The 24,318-nt window shown below is 60.7% G+C and carries 23 protein-coding genes and 9 pseudogenes; 19 read left to right on the top strand and 13 right to left on the bottom strand.

Annotated elements, in window-relative coordinates; genetic code table 11:
• The coding region (locus NKJ35_RS16875) for a pentapeptide repeat-containing protein (protein WP_352648616.1) at window positions 1–273 on the top strand (273 nt) is incomplete at its 5' end.
• A gap of 340 nt (window positions 274–613) precedes the next feature.
• Here NKJ35_RS16875 and NKJ35_RS16880 read toward each other — a convergent pair.
• Window positions 614–805, bottom strand: a pseudogene (locus NKJ35_RS16880) (transcriptional regulator); the annotation flags it as partial.
• Between the two features lie 2 nt (window positions 806–807).
• Between NKJ35_RS16880 and NKJ35_RS16885 the strand changes: the two are divergent.
• Together NKJ35_RS16885 and NKJ35_RS16890 are read left to right on the top strand one after the other, a co-directional pair.
• Window positions 808–1,422 (top strand): annotated as a pseudogene (locus NKJ35_RS16885) (sulfate ABC transporter permease); the annotation flags it as partial.
• Between the two features lie 71 nt (window positions 1,423–1,493).
• Window positions 1,494–2,534: a sulfate/molybdate ABC transporter ATP-binding protein gene (locus NKJ35_RS16890; protein ID WP_352648618.1), complete on the top strand. Its 1,041-nt coding sequence runs from the start codon at window positions 1,494–1,496 to the stop codon at window positions 2,532–2,534.
• Window positions 2,535–2,545: 11 nt separating this feature from the next.
• Here NKJ35_RS16890 and NKJ35_RS16895 read toward each other — a convergent pair.
• Window positions 2,546–2,797: pseudogene (locus NKJ35_RS16895) on the bottom strand (GNAT family N-acetyltransferase); the annotation flags it as partial.
• 360 nt (window positions 2,798–3,157) lie between these two features.
• On the opposite strand from NKJ35_RS16895, the gene NKJ35_RS16900 reads away from it, so the two are divergent.
• Window positions 3,158–3,760, top strand: coding sequence for a sulfotransferase family protein (locus NKJ35_RS16900; protein ID WP_352648620.1), 603 nt, complete (start codon window positions 3,158–3,160; stop codon window positions 3,758–3,760).
• A gap of 541 nt (window positions 3,761–4,301) precedes the next feature.
• On the opposite strand, the pseudogene NKJ35_RS16905 reads toward NKJ35_RS16900, so the two are convergent.
• The 5 genes and pseudogenes from NKJ35_RS16905 to NKJ35_RS16925 form a co-directional block, all read right to left on the bottom strand.
• Window positions 4,302–5,501 (bottom strand): annotated as a pseudogene (locus tag NKJ35_RS16905) (IS256 family transposase).
• Window positions 5,502–5,618: 117 nt separating this feature from the next.
• A complete protein-coding gene (locus tag NKJ35_RS16910) occupies window positions 5,619–6,008 on the bottom strand; it encodes a recombinase family protein (RefSeq protein ID WP_502904643.1) in 390 nt (129 codons plus the stop codon).
• Between the two features lie 449 nt (window positions 6,009–6,457).
• Window positions 6,458–8,248 (bottom strand): annotated as a pseudogene (locus tag NKJ35_RS16915) (HAD-IC family P-type ATPase); the annotation flags it as partial.
• Window positions 8,249–8,296: 48 nt separating this feature from the next.
• Window positions 8,297–8,578 (bottom strand): annotated as a pseudogene (locus NKJ35_RS16920) (transposase); the annotation flags it as partial.
• A gap of 146 nt (window positions 8,579–8,724) precedes the next feature.
• Complete coding sequence (locus NKJ35_RS16925; RefSeq protein ID WP_352648622.1) at window positions 8,725–10,089, bottom strand: hemolysin family protein; 1,365 nt, start codon at window positions 10,087–10,089, stop codon at window positions 8,725–8,727.
• A gap of 406 nt (window positions 10,090–10,495) precedes the next feature.
• On the opposite strand from NKJ35_RS16925, the gene NKJ35_RS16930 reads away from it, so the two are divergent.
• From NKJ35_RS16930 to NKJ35_RS16945, 4 genes and pseudogenes are all read left to right on the top strand, one after another.
• Window positions 10,496–10,822 (top strand): ATP-binding cassette domain-containing protein, encoded by a 327-nt coding sequence (locus NKJ35_RS16930; RefSeq protein ID WP_352648863.1) that lies wholly within the window; start codon window positions 10,496–10,498, stop codon window positions 10,820–10,822.
• 79 nt (window positions 10,823–10,901) lie between these two features.
• Complete coding sequence (locus NKJ35_RS16935; RefSeq protein WP_352648624.1) at window positions 10,902–11,060, top strand: hypothetical protein; 159 nt, start codon at window positions 10,902–10,904, stop codon at window positions 11,058–11,060.
• Window positions 11,061–11,186: 126 nt separating this feature from the next.
• Window positions 11,187–11,293: pseudogene (locus NKJ35_RS16940) on the top strand (transposase); the annotation flags it as partial.
• A 100-nt stretch (window positions 11,294–11,393) separates the two neighbouring features.
• Window positions 11,394–12,401, top strand: coding sequence for an AI-2E family transporter (locus NKJ35_RS16945; RefSeq protein ID WP_352648626.1), 1,008 nt, complete (start codon window positions 11,394–11,396; stop codon window positions 12,399–12,401).
• A gap of 632 nt (window positions 12,402–13,033) precedes the next feature.
• On the opposite strand, the gene NKJ35_RS16950 is transcribed toward NKJ35_RS16945, so the two are convergent.
• Entirely contained in the window at window positions 13,034–13,174 is a 141-nt protein-coding gene (locus NKJ35_RS16950) for a hypothetical protein (protein WP_352648628.1), read from the bottom strand.
• A 415-nt stretch (window positions 13,175–13,589) separates the two neighbouring features.
• On the opposite strand from NKJ35_RS16950, the gene NKJ35_RS16955 reads away from it, so the two are divergent.
• Entirely contained in the window at window positions 13,590–14,219 is a 630-nt protein-coding gene (locus NKJ35_RS16955) for a DUF1007 family protein (RefSeq protein ID WP_352648852.1), read from the top strand.
• A 21-nt stretch (window positions 14,220–14,240) separates the two neighbouring features.
• Window positions 14,241–14,954, top strand: a complete 714-nt coding sequence (locus NKJ35_RS16960) for a HoxN/HupN/NixA family nickel/cobalt transporter (RefSeq protein WP_352452073.1) — start codon at window positions 14,241–14,243, stop codon at window positions 14,952–14,954.
• Between the two features lie 165 nt (window positions 14,955–15,119).
• Here NKJ35_RS16960 and NKJ35_RS16965 read toward each other — a convergent pair whose 3' ends face one another.
• The 3 genes from NKJ35_RS16965 to NKJ35_RS16975 are packed head-to-tail and all read right to left on the bottom strand — an operon-like array spanning window position 15,120 to window position 17,099.
• A complete protein-coding gene (locus NKJ35_RS16965) occupies window positions 15,120–15,917 on the bottom strand; it encodes a hypothetical protein (RefSeq protein WP_352648630.1) in 798 nt (265 codons plus the stop codon).
• A 12-nt stretch (window positions 15,918–15,929) separates the two neighbouring features.
• Window positions 15,930–16,667, bottom strand: coding sequence for a HupE/UreJ family protein (locus NKJ35_RS16970; protein WP_352648632.1), 738 nt, complete (start codon window positions 16,665–16,667; stop codon window positions 15,930–15,932).
• Between the two features lie 48 nt (window positions 16,668–16,715).
• Window positions 16,716–17,099 carry a hypothetical protein gene (locus NKJ35_RS16975; RefSeq protein WP_352648634.1) on the bottom strand — a complete coding sequence of 128 codons (384 nt, stop codon included), beginning with the start codon at window positions 17,097–17,099 and terminating at the stop codon, window positions 16,716–16,718.
• 103 nt (window positions 17,100–17,202) lie between these two features.
• On the opposite strand from NKJ35_RS16975, the gene NKJ35_RS16980 reads away from it, so the two are divergent.
• From NKJ35_RS16980 to NKJ35_RS17015, 9 genes and pseudogenes are all read left to right on the top strand, one after another.
• Complete coding sequence (locus NKJ35_RS16980) at window positions 17,203–17,484, top strand: metal-sensing transcriptional repressor (protein ID WP_352570671.1); 282 nt, start codon at window positions 17,203–17,205, stop codon at window positions 17,482–17,484.
• A gap of 8 nt (window positions 17,485–17,492) precedes the next feature.
• Entirely contained in the window at window positions 17,493–18,821 is a 1,329-nt protein-coding gene (locus NKJ35_RS16985) for a cation diffusion facilitator family transporter (protein WP_352648636.1), read from the top strand.
• A 60-nt stretch (window positions 18,822–18,881) separates the two neighbouring features.
• Window positions 18,882–20,204 carry an MFS transporter gene (locus NKJ35_RS16990; RefSeq protein ID WP_352648638.1) on the top strand — a complete coding sequence of 441 codons (1,323 nt, stop codon included), beginning with the start codon at window positions 18,882–18,884 and terminating at the stop codon, window positions 20,202–20,204.
• A gap of 9 nt (window positions 20,205–20,213) precedes the next feature.
• On the top strand, window positions 20,214–20,654 hold the full coding sequence (locus NKJ35_RS16995) for a YqaA family protein (RefSeq protein WP_352527314.1): 441 nt from the start codon (window positions 20,214–20,216) through the stop codon (window positions 20,652–20,654).
• A gap of 162 nt (window positions 20,655–20,816) precedes the next feature.
• Window positions 20,817–20,918 carry a twin-arginine translocation signal domain-containing protein gene (locus tag NKJ35_RS30915; protein WP_502904644.1) on the top strand — a complete coding sequence of 34 codons (102 nt, stop codon included), beginning with the start codon at window positions 20,817–20,819 and terminating at the stop codon, window positions 20,916–20,918.
• Between the two features lie 89 nt (window positions 20,919–21,007).
• Window positions 21,008–21,505 (top strand): annotated as a pseudogene (locus tag NKJ35_RS17000) (ABC transporter substrate-binding protein); the annotation flags it as partial.
• Window positions 21,483–21,704: an oligopeptide/dipeptide ABC transporter ATP-binding protein gene (locus NKJ35_RS17005; RefSeq protein ID WP_352648641.1), complete on the top strand. Its 222-nt coding sequence runs from the start codon at window positions 21,483–21,485 to the stop codon at window positions 21,702–21,704. The pseudogene NKJ35_RS17000 and the gene NKJ35_RS17005, both read left to right, overlap by 23 nt.
• On the top strand, window positions 21,697–22,680 hold the full coding sequence (locus NKJ35_RS17010) for an oligopeptide/dipeptide ABC transporter ATP-binding protein (protein WP_352648643.1): 984 nt from the start codon (window positions 21,697–21,699) through the stop codon (window positions 22,678–22,680). The genes NKJ35_RS17005 and NKJ35_RS17010 overlap by 8 nt, the downstream gene beginning before the upstream one ends.
• Window positions 22,681–22,715: 35 nt before the next feature.
• Window positions 22,716–22,832, top strand: a pseudogene (locus NKJ35_RS17015) (YqaA family protein); the annotation flags it as partial.
• 199 nt (window positions 22,833–23,031) lie between these two features.
• Here the strand turns inward: NKJ35_RS17015 and NKJ35_RS17020 are convergent.
• Window positions 23,032–23,658, bottom strand: coding sequence for a sulfite exporter TauE/SafE family protein (locus tag NKJ35_RS17020; RefSeq protein WP_352648645.1), 627 nt, complete (start codon window positions 23,656–23,658; stop codon window positions 23,032–23,034).
• Between the two features lie 333 nt (window positions 23,659–23,991).
• Window positions 23,992–24,303, bottom strand: a complete 312-nt coding sequence (locus NKJ35_RS17025; RefSeq protein WP_352648647.1) for a hypothetical protein — start codon at window positions 24,301–24,303, stop codon at window positions 23,992–23,994.
• Between the last annotated feature and the right edge of the window lie 15 nt (window positions 24,304–24,318).

Consider the following 24,318-nt stretch of genomic DNA (forward strand, 5'->3'; position numbering starts at 1 on the left):
GGGCGTGCGCAGTTCCATGACGCCGATATCAGCGGCAGCCGCTTCTCGTTTGCCAATCTCGCACGGGCGGACTTCCGAGGAGCGACGTTCACCGCGCCGATAGACTTTGACCGCGCCTTTTTCTTTCTGACCCGTATCGAGGGCGTCGACCTTTCCAATTCGGTGGGTCTGTCCCAGTGGCAGCTCAACATGGCTTGCGGAGACGCCCGGACCGAGTTGCCTTCTGGCTTGACGAGGCCTGAAGATTGGCCCTGTCAATTCCAGCAGGAATAGTTGTCGGCAAGCGAACTGCGGCAATGCTGCGCCCGACAGGATGAAACTGAGAACCCCTATGTCATCGTTTGCGCTATATAACTTTTGCGACAGCCGGGAGCGGATGAATGGAATCGGGCCGTATTTCTCCCATTACCCACGCGGTCCGAGGCGGCAGAAATGGGGCCGAGCAGACCGTCCGCTGCTAGGGTACCCAGCACGCGAGCGGACATGTGAGAGTTCGGTGCGAAGGTCCGGGATCAGGCCCATTGCGGACGTACGTGTTGGTTCGCCTGTTGGCGCTGAAGCGCCCATTTGGGCCGCTAGCCGCACATGTGCGGCGGCTCAAAAAAGCCGATTGTCATGCGCCAGCGGAACGCTGTGACAAGCGAACACCAGCGCCGCCACCGTTCTCTGGAATGAATTCGATCCCGGCCGCTTCGAAGACTGCACGAATTTCGGCGAGGGTTGAATTCTTTAGCTGTTCGCCTCTTTCCAACCGCGCGATGGTATCGGGAGATACGTTTGCGTTTAGGGCTAACTCTCGAGTTCCCCGTCTTCGGTATTTCCGCCGCCTGGGCGATCGCCAAGTTCGAGTTCAAGGGCGAGGCGTTCCTGACCACACTGATCGACCTGCCGTTTTCGGTCTCCCCGGTCATTTCCGGCCTGGTCTACGTACTTCTGTTCGGCGCACAAGGCCTGCTCGGCGCCTGGCTCAAGGCGCATGGCATCGTCATCCTGTTTGCCGTGCCGGGCATCGTGCTGGCCACGATCTTCGTCACCTTCCCCTTCGTCGCCCGCGAATTGATCCCGCTGATGCAGGAACAAGGCAATGGCGACGAAGAAGCAGCCCTGTCGCTCGGGGCCAATGGCTGGCAGGCGTTCTGGTACGTGACGTTGCCCAACGTCAAATGGGGATTGCTCTACGGCGTGTTGCTGTTTGCCCGTGCCATGGGCGAGTTCGGCGCGGTCTCGGTCGTGTCGGGCCACATACGCGGGCTAACCAACACCATGCCGCTGCATGTTGAAATCCTTTATAACGAGTACAATGCCGCCGCCGCCTTTGCCGTCGCTTCGCTGCTTGCCGGCCTGGCGCTCGTCACGCTGGTCTTGAAAACACTTCTCGAGATGCGCTACGGCGCCGAGATCGCCGCGACGCGCGGACACTGACAAATGCATGTCGCCCAAAAGTGCGTAGCGGTTTTGGGACAACGACATGCATCGACAAAAAGAGACGGTTGATGGAAGTTCGCGTTGTCAACGTGCGCAAGGAGTTTGAGCGGTTTCCGGCGCTTCACGACATCTCGCTCGACATCAAGTCCGGCGAGTTGATCGCGTTGCTCGGACCTTCCGGTTCCGGCAAGACGACGCTGCTCAGGCTGATTGCCGGCTTGGAGCGGCCGACCCGCGGAAAGATCTTCTTCGGCGAAGAGGATGCCTCCCAAAAGTCGATTCAGGAGCGCAATGTCGGCTTCGTCTTCCAGCACTACGCGCTGTTTCGCCATATGACGGTCGCCGACAATATCGGCTTCGGACTCAAGGTCCGGCACGGGCCGTCACGCCCGTCGGCGAAGGAAATCCGCCGCCGCGCCTCGGAACTCCTCAACCTCGTTCAGCTTTCCGGTCTGGAAAAACGCTATCCGGCGCAGCTTTCGGGCGGCCAGCGCCAGCGCGTGGCGCTGGCCCGCGCCATGGCGATCGAACCGGCCGTGCTTTTGCTCGACGAGCCGTTCGGCGCGCTCGATGCCCAGGTGCGCCGCGAACTGCGCCGCTGGCTGCGCGACATCCACGACGCCACCGGCCATACTACGGTCTTCGTCACCCATGATCAGGAAGAGGCGCTGGAGCTTGCCGACCGCGTCGTGGTGATGAGCCAGGGCCGCATCGAGCAGGTTGGCACCGCCGACGAGATCTACGACACGCCGAACTCGCCCTTCGTCTATGGGTTCATCGGCGAATCGAGCTCGATCCCGGTCAAGGTCGAGGACGGCCAGGTCTGGATCGCCGACCGGCCGATCGGGCTTTCCGCGCCGCACGCACCGCAAGGTGAAGCGACGCTGTTCTTCCGCCCGCACGACGTCGATCTGGTGGAAGAATGCAACGGCTGCATCGCCGGCACGGTTGTCGCCAGCCGCCGCGTCGCCGGCACCAGGCGGGTCGAGCTCGAAATCGGCGGCGAACGCCAGCGGGTCGAGATCGAGTTGCCAGTCGACCATCCGGCGGCGCAGAAAAGCCGGGTGGCTTTCAGGCCGCGGCGCTGGAAGCTTTTTCCGGCTGCTTGATTACGAGGCGATTACCAACTTGTGCACAACAAGACGTTTCGGCCCGCTCTTTCGACGCGCCTTAGCGAGAGCACAAGGGTCATCGGATTTTCGGGAAAGCCGCAAAGCCGTAGTGCTCGTAGAAGGCTTTCGCTTCGTCCGATATGGCACGAACAAGAAGGCCGCGAATCCCGAGGATCGTCGCGGCGTAACGCGGTGCGCAGAACGGCGTCTTGCAACAGCGCGGCGCCTAACCCCTTGCCTTGCCAGCTTGTGTCCACGCTGCTCGAATGTCGCGCGGTCGACGTCGAGCAGCCTGATGGAGCAGGTCTGCACGGCCTTGCCGTTCAAGATGGCTTTGGTCACCGCGATCACGTTCCCGGCGGAAACTCGCCGTCGGTTGTCTCCCATCCCTGAAAGGCGTCCACGTCATCGACCGGAGCAAGCGCTGCGTCAGCGGATAGTGGTGTCGATGCACGCGTCTTTCGCCACAGCGGCGCCAGGAGCCACCATTCCCGGCGCTTCTCCAATACTGACCTTCGCGCGCTACGGCTTGAGGCGATTCGGAGCTGAACCTTCAAAGATAATAGCGAATTAAGAAAACAGCGGTATTTTGACCGATTGAAATCTCCTTGGGGGTGCTCATGGCTCTATATGTCATTGGCGCAGGCATGGGTCGCACTGGCACATATTCGCTGAAGCTCGCGTTGGAGCATCTTGGGTTCGGGCCGTGTCATCACATGGCAGATTTCCACGCCAATCCCGAGCAGAAGGCGCTGTGGCGCGCCGCCGGCCAGGGACAACTCCCGACCTGGGATGCGGCATATGCCGGCTATCTTTCCGCGGTCGATTGGCCAACGGCGCATTTTTGGCGCGAAGTGAGTGACCACTACTCTGATGCAAAGGTTATCCTGACAGTTCGTGACCCGGAAGCCTGGTATGACAGCATGGCGCAAACAATAGGGCTCACGATGGATGCTGCTACCAATGATCCACAGTCCTTTGGTGTGGCGGTGGTTGGAAACACTGTCTTTGGCGGTCGATTTGATAACCGTGATCACGCAATCGCTGTCTATGAAGCACATAACGCTTCCGTGAAATCAACGCTGCCACCTGAACGCCTTCTTACTTATCAGGCCTCCGAAGGGTGGGAGCCGCTTTGTGCCTTTCTCGGTGTACAGTTGCCTTCCGAACCGTTTCCACGCACCAATTCGACTGCCGAATTTCGTGCTCGCATAGGGCGCTGAACGGCGGTTTTCCACCCCGGCCGGACCTTCCCGAGCCTCATCAGGCAATCTGATGTCTGAACGCACCAACCGACCACGTGCGCCAGTAGCAGTCATCCGATCGGACGAATCGAATGACCGCTTTGGCTAGTTCGGTTCGAATTCTTTTGCTCCAGGATGTGTTCCGCCGAACCAACCACGTAGGCAGCTGGTACAATACCAATAACTGCAGGCCGGGGGTACGCCTCCGAGGAGGGCCGGTGCGTACGTCGCTGCGAAAGCGGCCAATTGGACCCACAATCAGCGAACATTTATTTTCGTCTGAGCGCCGATACGTCTCACAGTGGCCCTATGAACTCGGAAGATGCGATCTCGGCGGCGGGTGGACCATCATTCAGCATGCCGATGATTTCGGAGCGCTGATCGGACGTGAGTTTTGGGCGACGACCACCTTTAGTTGTGTGCGTCAAGTTCTGCAAAAATGGCGTGGCAGTAGCTGTGACGTCGGCGTGTCCGCCGCGCAGCCCCCGTGTTTAGCGGAGCGGCGGACACACGGCGGTGCTCAGGCGGCCAATGCTCTCAGGCTCTCCTTCTTGTGCTCGCGCAGATGATCCATGTTGAGATAGCGGGTCGCCTCGAGCCAGTTCTCGTGGATCTCGACCGCCAATGCCCGAACCAGCCGCAGGCAGCTCCGCGGGTTGGGGAAGATGCGAACGACCAGGGTGCGCCGCTTGATCTCCTGGTTCAGCCGCTCCAGCATGTTCGTCACTTCATGTGCTTGTGGTGGGCAAGCGGCAGCCGATAGAAGCTCAGCGTCTCCTCGATGTTGTCTTCCACCCAGTTGACCAGCTTCGGGTATTTGGCCTGCCATTTGGCGATCCACTGCGCCAGGTCGCGTTTGACCTCGGCAAGGTCGCGCCGGTCGTAGAACCATCTGAGCTCCATCAGGCAATCGTCGTCGACCTTGCGCGGCACGTAGTCGAGCGCGTTTCTGAGGAAGTGCACGTAGCAGCGCTGCCAGACCGCTTCGGGCAGCACTTCGCGGATTGCCGCCCTGAGCCCCGGATGGTCGTCGGAGACGACGAACTCGACGCCGGCGAGCCCGCGATTCTTGAGCCCCGTCACGAACTCGCGCCAGCTCGAATGGCTCTCCCGGTTGGCCAGCTCCACGCCCAGGACCTGGCGCCGGCCCTCCCAATCCACGCCGATCGCCACCAGCACCGCCTGGCTGGCGATCACGCCCGCCTCGCGAGCCCGTTCATAGCGCGCGTCCAAGATGAGATACGGATAGCTTTCCTCGAGCCGCTGCGTGAAGAACGCCTTGAGCGCCTCATCCAGCCGCATCGTCGCCTCGCTCACCGTCGAGGCCGAGAAAGAGTGGCCGCACAATTCCTCCGTCACCGCCTTCACCTTGCGGGTCGAAACGCCTTGTACGTACATCTCGACCAGCGCCGACACCAAGGCCTTCTCCGAACGCTGATAGCGCTCAAACAACTCCGTCGAGAACCGGCCCGTCCGATCCTGCGGAACGCGAAGTTCCAGCACCCCAACCCGCGTCACCCAGCTTGCGCTCGTAATACCCGGACCGGTAACTCACCCGCTCCGCCGTCCGCTCGCCTTTCTCGGCCCCGATCGCCTCCGTCATCTCGGCTTCCAGAGCCTCCTGCACGACAGTCTGCAATACCTGGCGAAAGCCGTCCTCATCCGACAGCAGCAACGCTTTCAACTCGCCCCTGCTCAGTTTAACTTCTCGATTGGTCATGGCACTTCCCCTTCCACGGGAATCGGTGATTGCAACGTCACCACCGTGCCATGGCCGCTCGCCCTTCAGAGCAAGCGCCGTTCTCTCTCCAAAACTTTTTGCAGAACCTTCAGGACACTATCCCACCTTTTCGCCCGCGCTCCTGGCCGCTTGAAGCCCCGCCATGGTGCCTTCCCGTACGATGGTTCGCTCGAATTCGGCGAAGGAACCGAGCATCCGCATCATCATGCGGCCTGCCGTCGTGGTCGTGCCGATTGCCTCGGTCAGTGAGCAGAACCCGGCGACGGCGGCCTCGATCTTCTCAAGGATAAGGAGCAGGTCCTTGAGTGACCGCATCAGTCGGTCTAGTTTCCGGACAGCCACGATATCGCCTTCTTCGAGCTTGCCAAGAAGCCGATGGAGCTCGGGTCGATCCCAGCGTCCTCCAGATGCTCGCTCCTCCGCGAGCCGCTTGCAGCCGGCGGCTTTGACACCGCAGACAGGCCTACGCGCTTCTCTGGAAGCCATACTTGGCCTACTCTGTCAGGGGATCAGATGAGTCGCTCGTCACGAAAACGACGACCAAAGGATCGAAGAATCGCTGGGTCGTCAGGCGCAGCGCGATATTTGGAGGTAACGATGAATTTCACGGACAGGCGCCTCTGGTACGGTGTGGCAGCCGTGATCGTGGTGCTGTTTGTGATCGGGTATGCGGCTGGGTGGTTTGGGGGCACACCGCCACCAGCGCCACAGCAGTAAGCGTACTCTGGTTGCGGTTGCCCGGTTTCTGGACGATGCGAATTGGACGCGTTTGTCGTCCAAAGAACTGCAAGCGCCTTAGCTTAGCCTAGGCTCCAAAGAGATGCGCTAAACATCTTGGATTCGAACGCGCAGCAGTTTTGCCGAATTCAGGAACACCAGGACATCTGGCCCCAAGTGCAAAATCGCTGCCTGGATAGGACCGATCCAGCCCATCAGCGCTGCGGTAATGCCCAAAACGTGCACAACACCGACACCGACAAAAATATTTTTCTGAATTGTCCGGTAAGCACGTCGAGCAATTGCGCGCGCGCTGACAATTTTTGCCAGATCATCCTTCATCAATGCAATGTCGGCGGCTTCCAGTGCCGCCTGCGTGCCGCCGCCGCCCATCGCAATGCCGACATCGGCGCGTGCCAGCGCCGGCGCGTCGTTGATCCCGTCGCCGACCATCGCCACGCGATGGCCCTGCTTTTGCAGTTCGGCGATGGCGGCGACCTTGTCCTGCGGCATCAGATTGGCACGCACTTCATCCACGCCGAGTTCCTTGGCGATGGTCCGCGCTGTGGCCTCATTGTCACCCGTCACCATCACCATGCGCTTGACCCCGGTCGCACGGAGCTTTGCCAGCGCTTCGCGCGCACCTGGTCGCAATGTGTCGGCAATCAGAATTACGCCCGCGAATTTCCCATCGACCGCGACGTGACCGGCGTCTGTCCGCCCTTTTCGGTCGCATCGGAAAGCGGCACGCCGGCCTCGCGCAGCAACGATGCATTCCCGACCAGCACGGTGCGTCCGGAGACCGTCGCCTTCACACCGCGCGCCTGCAACTGCTCGTACTGCTCCGGTTCCGGGACATCGATTTTCATCCGGGCGGCATAGTTGACGACCGCTTTCGCCAAGGGGTGAGCGGAGCGCCGATCGGCGGCGGCGGCAAGGCTGAGCAGATCAGCTTCCGAAAGCGTGCCGTCCTGCATCTCCACGCCGACAACCTCGGGCTTGTTCGCCGTCAGGGTGCCTGTCTTGTCGAACACCAGGACGTCGACCTTGGCCAAAGACTCCAGATAGACGCCCCCCTTGACCAGAATTCCACTGCGTGCGGCTCGCGCAATGGCTGCGATAATCACCAGAGGAGTCGCCAATCCGAGTTCGGCAGGCGATGTGAAAATCAGCAGAGTGACGATCATCCGAACGTCGCGGGTATAAAGATAAACCGCAACGAGGAAGATCAGCACGACCGGGATCAGCCATGACGCGACCTTATCCGCCAGTTTCTGGACGGGTGCCTGTTCCGCTTCGGCATTCTCGACCAGACTGATGATGCGGGCAAAGGTGGTGTCGGCACCAACCTTCTCGGTCTCGATGTCGAGGGCGCCGGATTCGACGGTGGTTCCGGCAAAGACATCGGCGCCATCGCTCTTGTCCTTGGGAATGCTCTCTCCAGTGATCGATGCTTCGTTGACCGAAGCCGCTCCACCGACGACGGTGCCATCGACCGGGATCTTCTCGCCGGCCCGCACCAAGACAACGTCGCCCGCGCGCAAATTCTCGATCGTGACCATGCGTTCGCCACCTGCGTCCCGCACAAGCGCAACTTGGGGCACCGAGCCGATCAGGTCTTTGATTGAGGCTCGCGCACGATCCATATTCAAATCGGCAATGAACTCTGCGATCAGAATGATCACCATGAGGACCGCGCCGGCGACGGTCTCGCCTCCGATCAGCGCTACCACCGTAGCGATGGTGACGAATATCTCGGTACCGATCTTGCGCTCTTTTACGAGGTCAACGGCGCCGGTCTTGACAAGCGGATACAAACCGATGGCAACCGCCCCCCACAAAGCTTGAATGGGAATCAGCTGTTGCCAGTACAGAAAGGCCATCAGGCCGGTAAATATAATGCGAGCGACTTCGGTCCAACGTTCGCGTGTCATCAACACTCGCCAGCCCGATGGAACAGCCTTAGGCGCCGGCTCAACGCTTTCGGTGGCTGCTGTCTCGGATTTCATGATTGGCTCGCTATCTGGATTGCGGTCTTGGCTTGAAGCGTGAGCGCATCAGGATCGTGTCCCAGCGAGTGGTGTAGTTGACGGCTTGGTCGCCGCAGCTTCCGGCATGGGCCGGGAATGATCAGCGCGCCACAGCAGGCTGATGAGCGGATCATCGCTCATTTGGCTGATGGTTTCCAGCGTAATGGATCTCGCCCGCTGCACGGCTCATTCATCGTTCTGCTCGAGCAGGATCGCGCCAACCAGACGGACGATGGCGTCATCGTTTGGGAAGATGCCGATGACCTCGGTGCGCCGCTTGATCTCAACGCTGAGGCGCTCGATCGGGTCGAGACGACCGGCAACGCCATGGCGGTGGTGCGGGTGCTTTCGCCTTTTGTCGACCGGATGATTGTGCATCACTGTCAGTCACGTTGGATACAGTTGGTTCGCGGGCACTGGCGACCTCGACGAGCCATGGTGGCCTATTCATTGGCCTATGTTCTGAGCCCATCTACCTCCGATGTTTCTTGCCGCCCCGTGGGAGAGTTCCTTCGTGCGAGCAGTTTGTCGATCCGCCGGCCATCCATGTCCACGATCTTGAAGTGCCAGCCGCCATACTCAAAATGTTCCCCGACCTCAGGCAGATGCCCTAGTCGAAACAGGGCAAATCCTGCGATCGTATGGAAGTCGCCTTCAGTTGGCCGTGCTCGAAAACCAAGGCGATCGAACGCGTCCTGGGCCGACATCATACCATCCACGAGAAGGGAGCCGTCTTCACGCTCGACGACATCCGGCTCTTCGCCTTCGATGTTGGGCAGGTCGCCGGCGATGGCTTCGAGCAAATCGGTCTGGGTAACAATTCCTTCCAGACTTCCGTACTCGTCGAGGACCATTGCTATGCGGACGGGCGCCTTCCTGAACTGCTCCAGCACTTTGAAAATCGGCGTTGACTCATGAACGACGAGCGGCTCACGGATGATCGCCATCGGATCGAGAACCTGCCCGTCAAGAACCTGGTCGAGCATGTCCTTCTTCAGAACCATGCCGAGCAGTTCATCGATACCGCCCTTGCCAACAAGGAGCTGCTCATGGCGGCAATCGCGGATCGTACGAAGAATCTCGGTTCGGTTATCATTCACGTCGATCCAGTCGATATCCGGCCGAGGCGTCATGATGTCACTGATGCGGCGCTCGCCGATATTGAAGACCCGCTCGACCATCTCCCGCTGCGCCTGCTGCAACAGCCCGCCTTCCTGACTGGCCGAGATCAGAAGCTTCAGCTCGTCTGGCGAGTGCAATGAATCCTCACCGGTTCCCGGGCGCAGGCCGCAGAGTCGCAGAACGAGGTTGCCGAGACCATTCAGCATTAGAATCGCCGGCCTGAGCAGAAAGAGGAACAGACCGAGCGGACGCACGACCCAGAGCGCAGTGTCTTCGCTGCGCTGGAGCGCCAGACTCTTTGGTGCGAGCTCGCCAAGCACGATGTGAAGCGCGGTGATCATGATGAAAGCGATCGCGACGGCGACAGTGTGTGAGCCCGCACTCGCCAACGACCCGAGCAGCCCGATCAAGAGAGGCTCGACGAGATGCGCGAGAGCAGGTTCGCCGATCCAGCCGAGTGCCAGCGATGAAATGGTGATGCCGAGCTGGGTCGCCGCCAGATTGGCATCGAGATTGTCTACGGCCCGCTGGAGCGCTGCCGCGTTCAGCCGCCCAGCCGCAGCGAGTTCGGCAACTCGGCTTCGGCGCACGGCGACCAGGGAAAACTCGGCGGCGACAAAGAAGCCGTTTGCGGCCACGAGTAGGAGAACCGACAAGATTCCAAGAATGTCGCTCAAACTGCCATCGCCTGTCGGCATGATATCCTCTTAATGACGCAATTGGATACTTCTCTGAAACGCAAATGATGGCATTGCGCAATCACTATCAGCATCACGATCGCCAGAAGCATAATCCCCTGATGGCGATGGTAGTGCATCTACTAGCGACTGATCACGGTGCGGTCGAATACGTTGAATGCGGCAAAGTGAGCTTGCAGCGCGGGTCATGTACCGACGCGCCCCATTCTTGGCGTGGATGCGCAGATCACATGAAGGCAGACGCCATCACGCAGCCCGTCGATAAAGCTCAAATGATTGGGCTTGAACTGCTGACGGTAACAGGGCTGAAGCCTGGGCGAACGCTATCCGCAGCTCTCCGGCGGACAGCAGCAGCGCGTGGCGCTGGCCCGCGCGCTGGTCTATGAGCCGAACGTGATTCTGCTCGATGAGCCGCTGTCAAATCTGGACGCCAAGTTATGCGAAGATCTGGCTGCGCCGCCTCATCACCAATCTCGGGCTATCGGCGCTGTGCGTCACCCATGATCAGGAGGAAGCGATGGCGCTCGCCGACCGCATCCTGCTGCTCAACGGCGGCCAGATCGAACAGGACGGAACACCCAAGCAAATCTACAACAAGCCGAAGAGCCTGTTTGCAGCAGAGTTCATGGGTGCCAGCAATCGCCTTGACGGCGTGGTACCGCCATCAACGGCAACCGTGCGGAAATTGTCGCCAACGGCATCCATCTTGTGGGCAGCGCCCAGCAGGAGCTGACCGTCGGCCCCAAAGTCACCGCACTCGTCCGGCTTGAGCGGGTGACGTGGTCCGGGGAGGACGGCCTGGACGTATCGCCATGACCTGCGTCGAGAGCCTTTTCCTTGGCGATCGGCATGAAGTCATTTTCGAAAGCAATGACCTGACCATCCGGAGCTATTCCCGGGACGCCCTTCCGTCCGGCCAATACCATGTCGAGTTCCGGTTCGAGGATCTGATGGTCTTCGCGGCGGAATGAACTTCGGCGTTCACCACCAAGAGGATCATTCTTGCCAACCGGCATGAACATTCTCGAGCGGCTGACCTGCCACGGGCAATTTCCTCCACCTGAGATTAGAGTCCGGCTCGATTGAAGGGCGGACTGATGAAAAGAAAGCGGTTTACGGAAGAGCTGATCATCGCGGTCCTGCGTGAGCATGAGGCGGGGCAAAAGCGGGCGACCTGGCGCGCAAGCATCGGACCTCCGAGGCGGTTAGCCTTACACACGTGTTGAACGCGTGTTCGCTTGCGCATCACCGGGTATCACAGCAAATATACCCGGAGAGGACTTGGCTGCTTCTGCAGGTGAAAAGTGCTGACTTTCTCAGGGTTCTATCTCGCGTCGTGTCTGCTCGCGCTCATTGCGCTCGTCGCCGTTCTCGAACTCGGGCTGCTTCCGGCACTGCTTTCGGGCCTTCTCGTGTTCAATCTCGTTCATTTCGCCGCACCGATGCTCCATCGAATCGGCGTTTCCAACAGCGTGACGAAAAGTCTTGCGCTGACCTTGGTGGCATTGATTTTCACGCTCCTGATAGCCGCCGCTATCTTTAGCGGCATGTCGCAATTGACTGGCGGTTCGGAGAACGTCGTGACGCTCCTCAAGAAGATGGCCGAGATCATCGATACCGCGCGCGTCCATCTCCCGACCTGGGCGATGGCCTATTTTCCATCAAACATCGAGGAACTGGAAGTCTTCGCGGCCCGGTGGCTCCGCGAACATGCCGGCCAGCTTCAACTCGTCGGGCGGGATGTCGGCGTCCTTGTGGTCCACATTATCGTCGGCATGGTGATCGGCGGCTTGATCGCGGTGAGCTCGGCGGCGCCATCGCGCGAGCCCGGCCCACTGGCGGTCGCGCTGGCAGATCGTGTCAACATTCTGAGCAAGGCCTTTCGCAACATCGTGTTCTCGCAAATCCGGATTTCGGCGTTGAATACGTTTCTGACGGCGGTCTATCTCGTCGCTGTTCTGCCGTCCTTCGGCATCGATCTGCCATTCATCAGGACAATGATAGCGCTGACTTTCGTCGCCGGCCTTCTGCCGGTCATCGGCAATCTGATCTCCAACACGGTGATCGTGGTTGTCAGCCTTAGCATCTCCTTCCTTGCAGCACTCGGCTCGCTTGCCTTTCTCATCGTCATTCACAAGCTCGAATACTTTGTAAACGCCAAGATCATCGGTTCGCGGATCAATGCGCGTGCCTGGGAGCTACTTCTGGCGATGCTTTTTATGGAAGCCTGGTTTGGTATGCCAGGTCTTGTCGCCGCGCCGATCTATTATGCCTATCTGAAGGCTGAACTGACGATGCGCGGGCTAATCTAGGGTTGGGCAGGTGGCGATTTGACGACGCAAGCAAGGTGGCCAGCACCAGCCGGCCAGCGTTCATCGCTCCTTTGATCCCCACCCTGGTGGAGAAGCCTCCCGAGGGCCGAGGGATGGACACACAAGTTCGACGGCTACCGCGGGTCTTCAATGCGGACCGCGTCGGAGAATAACTGGCGAATGATACTACGGGGCGACGGCGCAGCCGCCGACAGTCGGATGGAGGTCGATCTCGTCGCAGCCGCTGGGCCCGCTAAATGGCCCTCTTGACTAACGTGCCAGAGGGTCCATTTGTTGACCCTGCGGTGTGCTGATGTCGAAGCCCCTCTTTATCCCGGCGCTCGCTGCTATATGCCTGAGATCGCCGCTGGTGCATGCCGATAATCTCGATCTGGCGTTGGAAGCTTTTCACGGTATTTGTCTTGCCCATGGACCTGACTTCGAACGAACCGTCGCTGCGGCCAGGAGACGCGGATGGACTCCGTTGTCCGGCGACGCAGCACTTGCCCCGTCGATCACGTAGACGCCTTCCAGGGTTGGGAGGCGACCGGTGACGACCTCCCGTCCAAACCATGATCGCGGTGACAAAAGCCACCTTGAATGGCAAGTCCGTGCAAACTTGCTCCATAAGGCTATTCGATGTCGACCGCGCGGCATTCGAGGAGCGTTTCTTCGCCCGGACCGATGCCGAAAAAATCGGCGAGGACAGAAACGGAACGCAAATTTCCAAACTCTACATATTGACAGCCGGAAATCGCAAGCAGCTTGTCCATTTGACGTTCCGGAGGTCCCGGATTACGTCGAACACCGTCATTGCAAGCTCGATCGCTGATGACCAGGGCAGATCAGCTGGTGTTATCTGCACGGGGCGCGGGGCTTTTTGCGTTTGCAAGGAACTCGCGATAGGAATGCTCTGAATCGATCAGGAGCAGGAAATTGAGCGATCGGCAAAAGATCATCTGGATGATAGTGCTGGCAATCCTTGCTGGTATCGCGGTGATCATGCTCAAACATTGGCTGAAGGGCGACCTTGGGTAGCTGCCTCCTTAGATGAAGCAACACAGCCCTGATCGATCAAGGTTGGCATGGGCTTTAGCCCGTCCCATTTCGGCCTGCTTGCAATGGCAGGTGTCCTGCCTGATGCGGAATCGACGAGCGAAATGTGAGCGAAGAATGCAACTGACAGGCATGGTATCCGGCGCGGCGCTGTTGCTCGCTTCCACCGCGGCAGCGAACGCCCATCCGCATGTCTTTGCCGAAGCGAAGCTGGACCTGACCGTCGATCCAGACAAGACGGTCAAGTCGCTTCGGCATCTCTGGCGTTTCGACGACCTCTTTTCCAGCACTGTGCTGATGGAATTCGACAAGAATTCCGACCTTGTCCTTGATGCGAAGGAACTCGATGAAGTCGCTCTCACCGTCCATGCGTCGTTGGCCGAGTACAACTACTTTCAGATGGTGACCTTGAACGGCAAGGACGTGACGATGGCGCCACCGCCGAAGTTCAGCGTCAGCTATGAAAACGATCAACTCGTCGTCCAGTTCGAAACGCAGCCTAAGGACCCGTTGGCCCTTGCTGGAAAAGTCAGTATCGGTGTCTACGATCCGACCTTCTACACGGCAATCGATTTTACCGACGACGACAAGCTTGCGGTGGCCGGTCTGCCGCAAGGCTGCTCACGTTCCGTCGTCCGTCCAGATCCGGACACGGCCATCGCGCAGAACCAGAAGAGCCTGACAGACGCGTTCTTCAGTGATCCGACGGGGACCGATCTCGGCAAGATTTTCGCGACGCGCCTCGAATTGACGTGCGGCTGACCCGGAGCCGGTTCGATGGCCATGTTCCAGACGCTGGTCGAGTTCCAACGCACGATCTACCTGGCGTTGGCCGAGCAGATCAAACTGCTTGCGGCCGGCGGCGGTTGGCTGGCGTTCACGGCCTTTCTGCCCATGGGCATTCTGTTCGGTGCGGCGCATGCGCTGACGCCGGGCCATAGCAAGGCTGTCCTGGCCACCTATCTGGCAGGATCGGACGCCAGCGTCCGGCGTGGGCTTCTGGTGTCGCTGACACTCTCCTTCACGCATGTAACGATTGCCGTGCTGATCGCGGCGCTCTCGTTGCCGTTGGTATCGATTGCCCTGGGCAGTGTTGGCCGCGCCCCGCTGCTGGAAGACGTCAGTCGGGGCCTGCTTGGCCTGATCGGCATTTGGATGCTCTGGCGCGCATTGAGCCACGGCCATCACCACAAGCATGAGGGCGAGGCCGTCGGCGTCATGGCCGGCCTGATCCCATGCCCGCTGACGCTTTTCGTGATGACCTTTGCGATATCCAGAGGCGTTCCGGTCGCCGGCATTCTTTTCGCAATCACCATGATGGCCGGCGTGGCGCTGACGCTGTCTTGCGTTGCGGTGCTGTCGATCCTATTTCGTGAACGTCTGGTGCATTTTTTCGATAGCCGGCCACGCCTGTTCGATGCCATTTCCCGAGCCATTGAGGGCGCTGCCGGCTTGGCGCTTGCCGGCGTAGCCGTTTGGCAGATCACGTCGGGCTGAAATGCCGTGAACCAGATCGAGCGGTGGATCAAGACCCGTTTACCTGGAGGTCAGCCGTGTCTTCGTCGCGGCGCAAAGCTTCGACGCGCATCTGCGCTCGTCGGTGGAACAGACGGATAGGTGACGCCCGACTCTCCGAGTGGAGCCGGGCAACCCTGTATAGCGCTAGATCAGACGCTTGATGTCGATGTAGTCGCCTTCGGTCTGGATGGTCAGCGTCACGTTGCTGTCACCGCGGTTACGCCAGAACCAGCCGTGGTTCCCGTCGAAGGCGGCTTCCAGCACGCCTTCACCGGAAGGAACGCTACGGCCCTTTTCATAACTGACAGATTGTCCGCCTCCATCGCCATGGGCGTCGAAATTGACGACGCCGCCGTCCACGGCCCAGGCGAAGTTTGCCTTGGCGCCTTGCCGCATCACTAGCTTGACCTCTATGCCCTGACCCGGTGCCAGTGTGAAGGACATTTCATCTCGTCTTCCGCTGGTCTGAGCCGGCGCTTCCGCTGGGGCTTCGGCGACCTGTGGGGCCGTACTCGGATTGACTGGCAGGGTCTCGGCAGGAGCGATCTCTCCAGCTGTCACATTGTCTTGGGCAACGGCCTCCCCAGTTGGCGACGGCTGCAAAGCAGGCCGTTCGGCGGTAAGGGCGACTAGGAGGTTTTCAATTCGGTCCATGCGCGCCATCAACTCGGCTGGAGGGACCATTTGCGTCATCCGCTCGGCCGTAGCCTTCGCGCTGGCGATTTCGTCCGCTGCCGCCTCGGCTGCCAGCTGTGTCTTGATTTCGCCCATTCTGGTGAGGCCGAGCAATCTGCCTGCTCCGATCGGGTCGATCGCATACTCGGACGGCATGACGACCGTGATGAGCAAGGCGAGCGCCGTCAGCGCGGCAATGAAGGTGGAGCGCTTGAGCTGCGCTGACGTCGGCAAATCGGCGGGGCTGGGAAGGTCGGTGTTGTACATGATTTCGGTTCCTTATGCTGCGACGAACAGGCCGGTGAGCTGATATCCGATCAGCAGGAAACCAGCCGTCATCATGATGACGTTTGCGGTATAGGCGTGGCGCCAGAAGCTTCGTGTCCGGCGCCAGTAGCCCATCACGATCAGGATGGCGCCAAGGGCCATGAGCTGACCGATCTCGATACCGACATTGAAGGCCAGCAGGTTCGGCACCAGGCCGTCAGGCGAGATGTTGTATTCGAGGATCTTCGTCGACAGGCCAAAACCATGGAAGAAGCCGAAGACCAGCGTCGCGACCTTGGTGTTCGGCTGGAAGCCGAGCCATCTCTGGAAAGCGCCCATATTGTCGAGCGCCTTGTAGACCACGGACAGGCCGATGATGGCGTCGATGATGTAGCTGTTGATGCCGACATTGAAGTAGACGCCGAGCAGCATGGTCGTGGAGTGGCCGAGCGCGAACAGGCTGACATAGATGCCGATATGCTTCATCCGATAGAGGAAGAAGATCACTCCGAACAGGAACAGGATGTGGTCGTATCCCGTCACCATGTGCTTGGCGCCGAGATAGATGAAGGGCAGCACGTTGATGCCCGAGATTTCCTGGATGTAGCCCTTGTCGCCGGCAGCGACAGCATGGGCAAAGGCTGCCCCGGCGAGCAGCGGCAGGGTCAGGAGAGCGATAAGCAGGGGCAGGGCGGGTCGCCGACGCGCGTGGCGCGCGCGTGGCCGGCCCCGGTCGAAGGGTCCTTGCATTGAATTTCCAATCTTCGTCGTTGAGGGTGGCCGCGCGAGCGGCCGCGATCATGCGGCGAGGAATGGTCTCGGCGGTCGCTCGAGCCGGAATGTCGTATCCGGATCGACGAAAGTCAGCGGATAATTCAGCCAGCCCCGTTCGAGCTGCGGAACGGTCGGTGCGAAGTCAGCGGGCGTACTCGCCGTCTCGTGCGAGTGGTCTGCCGCATTGTGCCCGTGAAAATGTCCAAAGCTCTGTTCGTCCGAAACGCCATCATCGTGTGCGTGGCCATGATCTTCGATCTGTGCGGCGGCTCCGCCGTGACGTTCAACCGCGGTGGCAATCGCGATCGGATCGTGTGAGGTCGAATAGCCGAAAGGATGCAGCACGCCGAACATCATCGCTAAAGCGATGACCAGACAAAAAACCGTGCTGTGGATCCGATTCGGCATGAACGGCGATTATTCTCTAAAATCCTAACGAATGGTTTTGCTACATCAGAATCGAGGCCTCTTTGAGACTTGCGTATCCCCTCCAGGAGGATAGTATCTGGATATGAGCGATCAGCCCCACATCCACGAAACCCATCCCGATATTGTCAAGCGCCTGAAAAGGGCCGATGGACATCTCAAGGGCGTCATCGAAATGATCGAAGCGGGCCGGCCCTGCCTCGACCTCGCCCAGCAGCTTCATGCTGTCGAGAAGGCCATTTCGCAAGCCAAGAAGACCCTGATCCAGGATCATCTCAACCATTGCCTTGAAGACGTTGTCGGGCCGTTGGCGCGCGAGCAGCGCCGCTCGATCGACGAGTTCAAGGACATCACCAAGTACCTGTGAGAAGCGCCATGATGGACAAAGTTCGCGATTGGTTTGGGTTTGGCCCGATGACGCATGGCATGGGGGGGCACGGACATGGTCACGGTGATGGCGGCCACGGCCATACCCATGGCGTAATCGATCCGACGATCGCCACGACGACACGTGGCATCTGGGCGATCAAATGGTCGTTCGTCGTTCTGGCCATCACGGCAGCGCTTCAGCTCGTGGTCGTGTTCCTCTCCGGCAGCGTGGCGCTGCTGGCCGACACGATCCACAATGTCGGCGACGCGGCCACTGCGATTCCGCTGTGGATCGCGTTCGTGCTGGCCCGCCGCAAACCGAGCAAGACGTTCACCTACGGCCTGGGCCGGGTCGAGGATCTGGCCGGGATCGTCATCGTTCTCATCATCCTGTTTAGCGCCATCGTCGCCGGCTACGAGGCGATCGACCGGTTGATCAATCCGCGTCCCATCACGTTTCTTGGATGGGTCGCCATCGCCGGCCTCATCGGCTTCATCGGCAATGAAGCGGTCGCCGTATTTCGTATCCGCGTCGGGCGAGAGATCAACAGCGCGGCGCTGATCGCGGACGGCTACCATGCACGCACCGATGGCTTTACCAGCCTGGCGGTTGTCCTGGGCGCTATCGGCGTCTGGCTGGGCTTTCCGCTTGCCGATCCGATCGTCGGGCTGCTGATCACCGTGGCGATCTTCGCCATCGTCTGGCAGTCGTCGAAAGCCGTGTTGACCCGCATGCTCGACGGAGTCGAGCCCGCCATCGTCGATGAAATCCATCATGCTGCCGAACACGTGTCGGGCATCGGGCGCGTTGAAAGCGTTCAGGCACGCTGGATCGGACATCGTCTGCATGCCGACGTCGCCATCAGTGTTCCGGAGATAGCGACGGCCAAGGACGTGCTGGGCGTAACCGAAGCCCTCAAGGAGGAGCTGTTCGCCCACTTGCCGGCGTTGGCGGAAGCCAATGTCCGCCTGATGAGCTCGGCCGAGCCGGCCGCGGAAACCTCTCATGCTCACCATCATGCGCCAGAGCCCTTCAAGGTAGTCTGCGATCTGGCTGAAGGGACATTGGAAATCGTCGATACACCGGCCGGCGAGCGGATGCGGCTGACTATCGATCGTCACGCCGATGATTTGACAGCGACTGTAATCATCGACCGGGCCGGCGAGCCAGAGACGCTTCGCCTCGAGCCCGCCGCTGACAACCATCATCGGCTTGAGAGCACCGTCGCCCCTGCCGAGCCGCATGAGTTCCAGGCGAGGTTGATCCTGATCGCGAAGGGTCGGGAGCAGGTGCTGCCGTTCAAGATGGTCGAGCCGGAAGGTCACCATCACTGAGACAGGCAGGCCGTTCGCGCCAGTTCTCGATGAACCGTCATCCGCTGCAAGAAGACAAATATGCTTCAGGTCCTGGCCAATCGCACTTACCGTCATCTCTTCCTGGCCCAGGTCATCGCCCTGATCGGCACTGGCCTTGCCACCGTGGCGCTCGGGCTGTTGGCCTATGATCTTGCCGGCGCCGATGCCGGCGCGGTGCTCGGCACGGCGCTCGCCATCAAGATGATCGCCTATGTTGGTGTGGCGCCTGTCGCCGCTGCGTTCGCAGAGCGCCTGCCACGCCGCACCATGCTGGTTTCGCTCGACCTCATCCGGGCTGCGGTCGCGGTGTTCCTGCCCTTCGTTACCGAAGTCTGGCAGGTATATCTTCTCATCTTCGTCCTGCAGTCGGCGTCGGCAGGCTTCACTCCGGCCTTCCAGGCCTCGATCCCTGACGTGCTGCCCGAGGAGAAGGACTACACGCGGGCCCTGTCGCTGTCGCGACTGGCCTACGACCTGGAAAGCGTCGTCAGTCCCATGCTGGCGGCGGCGCTGCTTTCCGTCATCAGCTTCCACGGCCTGTTCGCCGGTACGGTTTTCGGCTTCCTGGCGTCCGCGGCGCTGGTCGTCTCCGTGGTGCTGCCCAGCCCGCAAGCCTCGGAGCCGCGCGGCATCTATGAGCGCACGACGCGCGGAATCCGCATCTATCTGGCGACGCCGCGATTGCGCGGGCTGCTGGCCCTTAACGTTGCCGTCGCGGCGGCAAGCGCGATGGTGATCGTCAACACGGTCGTCCTGGTGCAGGCGCAGTTCGCCCTCTCGCAAAGCGACACGGCGCTGGCGCTCGCAGCCTTCGGCGGCGGATCGATGATTGCAGCCCTTGCCCTGCCGCGGCTGCTGGAGAACGTCCCGGACCGGGTTGCGATGCTCTCGGGCGCCGCGATCCTGGTCGCGGGCGTGCTGGTGGGACCGCTCGCCGGCAGCTACTATCTGCTGCTGCCGCTCTGGTTCGTGCTCGGGCTCGGCTATTCGCTGGCGCAGACGCCTTCGGGCCGATTGATCAGGCGTTCCGCCGATGCCGTCGACCGGCCCGCTCTGTTTGCTGCCCAATTCGCGCTTTCGCATGCCTGCTGGTTGATCACCTATCCCATTGCCGGGCGCGTCGGTGCAGCAATGGGATTGCCCTTCACCTTCATTCTGCTCGGCATCATTGGCGCCGCAGCCCTGCTTGCCGCGATCTGGCTCTGGCCGAAACACGATCCCGACGTGCTTGTGCATACGCATGTCGATCTGCCTAAGGACGACCGGCACATCGGCGACGCAGTATGGTCGGAAGCGGGCTATGAGCATTCGCATGGCTACGTCGTCGACGATCGGCACCCGAAATGGCCCACGGCAAGCTGAGAGCTCGAAATGTCTGGCGAGCTCGCCATCTATGGCGGTCTTTTCCTGACCGCGTTTGCCGCGGCGACCATTCTGCCGATGCAATCGGAAGCAGCCCTTGCGGGACTGCTCCTGACAGGAAGCCATGCTCCGGCTCTGCTCATCGCTTTCGCAGGCGCAGGCAATGTGCTCGGCTCCATCGTCAACTGGTGGCTCGGCCGGGGGATCGATCGCTTTCGCAACCGCAAATGGTTCCCGGTAAAGCCCTCCGCGTTGACGCGCGCGACGCGATGGTATCAGCGCTATGGACGATGGTCGCTGCTGTTGAGTTGGCTGCCTCTCGTCGGCGATCCGCTGACGGTCGTGGCGGGGGCGCTGCGGGAGCCATTCTGGAGCTTCCTTGCGATCGTCACGATCGCGAAGGTCGGCCGCTACCTCGCGCTGGCGGCGATGACGCTGAGCTGGACTTAGCGCTTGTCGAGACCCGCGCCGGCACGGCGACATTACGCGGGATGGCGCTTTCCTTTGCCAAGCGCAGCGCGCGCGCCAACTTGGCTTGGCGCCGAATATGTCTATACAAATGGGAATGCATGTGTACAATCGCTACCAATCAATCAAAAATGGGGAACTGAAATGATCACTCTCGACCGCCGCAATTTCCTTGTTTCCACCGCCGGCCTTGCCTTCGCCGCCGCGCTGCCACGCACCGCCTTTTCGAAACCAACGACACGCTGAAGATTGCCATCGCCGCGGAGACCGGCGATCTCGACCTGCTGCAGAATGTTTCAACGCTGAGCACCTACACCATCGTCTTCGATGCGCTGATCCACTACGGCCAGAACGGCGCGCTTGAGCCGGGACTTGCCACCAAATGGACCATTGCCGACGATCAGCTTTCGATCGCTTTCGATCTGCGTGAAGGCGTGACCTTCAGCGACGGCACGCCGTTCGACTCCACCGCAGCCGAATGGAACCTCAAGCGATGGATGGGGGTGAGCGACTTCTCCTGGATCGGCATTTCCGATGCGTTCGACAGCATTGTCACGGACGGACCAAACAAGCTGACGGTCAAGCTGGAGCGACCGGTGCCGGCCGCACTCCTCGAACTCACCATCGTCCGTCCAGTTCGTTTCCTGTCGCCCAAGGCAGTCGACAAGGATGGCAAGCAGACAGCGCCGATCGGAACCGGTCCATGGATCGTCGAAAAATACGATTCGAGCGGCACCAGCCTCGTTCGCAACGACAAATACTGGGGCGAGAAGCCGCTTTTCAGCCGCATGGAATTGAAGGTGGTTCCCGATGAACTCGCTCGCGCCAACGGCCTCCGCTCAGATACCGGGCCTGCCGCCAAACCAGATCCGGCTGGAACCGGGTTGCCGGTTTGCCGAGCGCTGCGAATTGGTCGAAGCCGGTTGCCGGCAGCACCGGCCGCCGTTGCAGACGATATCCGCGTCGACAAGCCCGCACCGCGTGGCTTGCCCGGTCGTGCTGAAACGAGAGGGGATCGCCGTCCATGTCTGATGCCGCAGCGATCGAGGTCAGGGGATTGAAGGTGCATTTCGCCAACCGTTCGGGTGTCGGCGCGGTGCGGGCGGTCGATGGCATAAACCTGACGGTCACGCGCGGCGCGTTCCACGGCATCGTCGGCGAGTCCGGCTGCGGCAAGACCACGCTGGCGCGCACCATCGTCGGTTTGCAGAAGGAGAGCGAAGGCACTGTCCTGATTGGGGGAAGGGATCGCACCGAATGGCTGAAATCGGACACGAAGTCGTTCAGCCGCGAAGTCCAGTTCGTCTTCCAGGATCCGTTGGGGTCGATGAGCCGCCGCCAGTCCGTCTACCAGACACTGGAGGAGCCGCTGCAGATCCATCGCTTCGGTTCATCAGTCGAGCGCCGGCGCCGCATCGCCGAGCTTCTGGATCTGGTTGCGCTGCCTGAGACGGTGCTCGACCGTTTGCCAAGGTCGCTCTCCGGTGGCCAGCGGCAGCGCGTTTCGATTGCGCGCGCGCTCGCGCTGAAGCCGTCCATACTGGTCTGCGATGAGCCACTTAGCGCGCTCGACGTTTCGATCCGGGCGCAGATCGTCAACCTGTTCACGTCGCTGCAGAAACAGCTTGGCCTGACCATTGTCATTGTCGCGCATGATCTGGCGATCGTGCGCGAGGTCTGCTCGAACGTGACGGTGATGTATCTCGGCCGCATCTCGGAAGCCGGCCTGACCCGCGCGCTGTTTCGCGAGCCGGCCCATCCCTACAGCCAGGCGCTGCTGTCGGCTGTTCCTTCTCCCGATCCTCGCATCGAAGCCGGGCGCCGCCGGATCATTCTCGCCGGCGATCCGCCAAGTCCCAGCGCGCCGCCTCCGGGGTGCCGGTTCAACACGCGCTGTCCGGTGGCGATCGACGTCTGCCGGGTCGAGGAACCGATGCTGCGATCGGTGCCGCATGGCGGCGTTGCAGCCTGTCATCTGGCCGATAGCGGCCGCCGCCCGGTTATCTGAAAGATGTCATTTCTGCGCCTGAACGATTCGCGAAGCTGACCGTGGTCTCGGGCGTCCTGCGCGAGCCTTTCAGGGTTTTCCTGCTGCTTGTCGCCGTCGCCAAGGTCGGCCGCTATCTGGTTCTTGCCGCCGTGACCCTGAGCGTGATCTGACCTCGCGAACTTTTTCGAAGCTGAGCTGGTTAGGTCGGCTGGTTCGAAGAGCCCTGTATGATGCGCGCGGACGGGAAGCGCTAGCTCTTTTTGACGGCGACCTTGTCGAGGGTTGCGCGCAGGCCTTTTGCCAGCTTCTGCGTATCGCGCGACCGGTCAACCAAGCTACGGCGCAGCGCTCCAGCCAGCAGCGACATTGTTAAGACATTCCTGTGGCCGCGCGCCAGGCCTGCACAACCAAGCTGTGCTGGTTCCAGATCATCAGCGCTCCACTCACAGCCATGAGCGCGACCACAAGGCCGCGGAACTGTCGTCCACTCAGGCGTTCGAGCCAGCGCTTGGCCAGCAGATTGGCAAGCGCAGCGCCCAAACCCGCGGCTGCGCCGTACATGACCGCCTGACCACCGAGCGCGCCGAGTCCGGTGAATACCGCGATCTTGACGACATCGGTCACAAACGAGTTCACCGATTTCGTGGCGACCAACGTCTCCTTCTCCGAACCGTAGTTCAGATAGAGCGAATTCAGGACGGGTCCCACCGTGCCCATCAGCGCCGACAACAGCGCGACGATCAGGCCGGCCGGGAGGAACCACCAGCGGCGGGCTCGGTAGCTCCGCTCGCGCGCGCCGCCGCGAAATTCCCAGACTGCACTGATCAGATAGATCCCTATGAATATCTGGAGCCATTCCGCCCGACTGTTGGCGAAGAGCCAGGAGCCCGCCGCGGCGCCGGCGATGGCGCCGGGCAGGTACCAACGGACCAGGCTCCAATCGATGTTGCGCCGAAACGCCAGGGCGCGGATGGGATTGCCGATGAGCTCGGTCAAGGTGATGACCGGCGCAACCGGCCCTCGCTGTGATGAAAGTCACGGCGGGGATCAGCAATAGACCTCCGCCTCCGGCCGAGAGGGTGTTCAGCGTCCAGGCGAGGAACCCCGCCAACGCCAGGAGGCCTAGTCTAATCCAGTCCATCGGATCAGAACGAAGCGGGCCTTCGATCGTTCCGAACGCATCGGTTCGCAAAAACCCGGCCCGCCTTTTGAGTCTCGTGTGCGATGGAAATAATCACCCGTTACCGGGCCAAACGCGGGCGCCCGGAAGACCGGACGCCGGCGCACCGTGCCGCCGATAGCTTTGAAAGCTGGTTGAAAGCGTACCGGCTAACCAGCCGGAGTTACGGTGAAGTCATCAAAATACACGTGACTGTCGGCCTTCGACCACAAGCCAACACGCCCGGTCACCGGCTCAGGCAGCGTGTCCTGCAGGTAGAGCTTGCTGTCGACATAGCCTTCGACCTTGGTGCCGGCGATGCGCACCTTCAGGTCGTGCCATTCATGGGTTGAGGTTGGGGTGTTCTTGACCCAGGTCACCGACGAGCGTTTCCCCTTTTCGAACCTCCACAAGACAAGATTGTTCTCCAGAGGGTTGGCGCGAATCGTGAGATAGTCGCTATTGGGCTTAAGGTTGAACAATATCCCTGCACCCTG

The organism is Mesorhizobium sp. M0136 (assembly GCF_040322515.1).
In the GTDB taxonomy this organism is placed as follows: Bacteria; Pseudomonadota; Alphaproteobacteria; order Rhizobiales; family Rhizobiaceae; genus Mesorhizobium.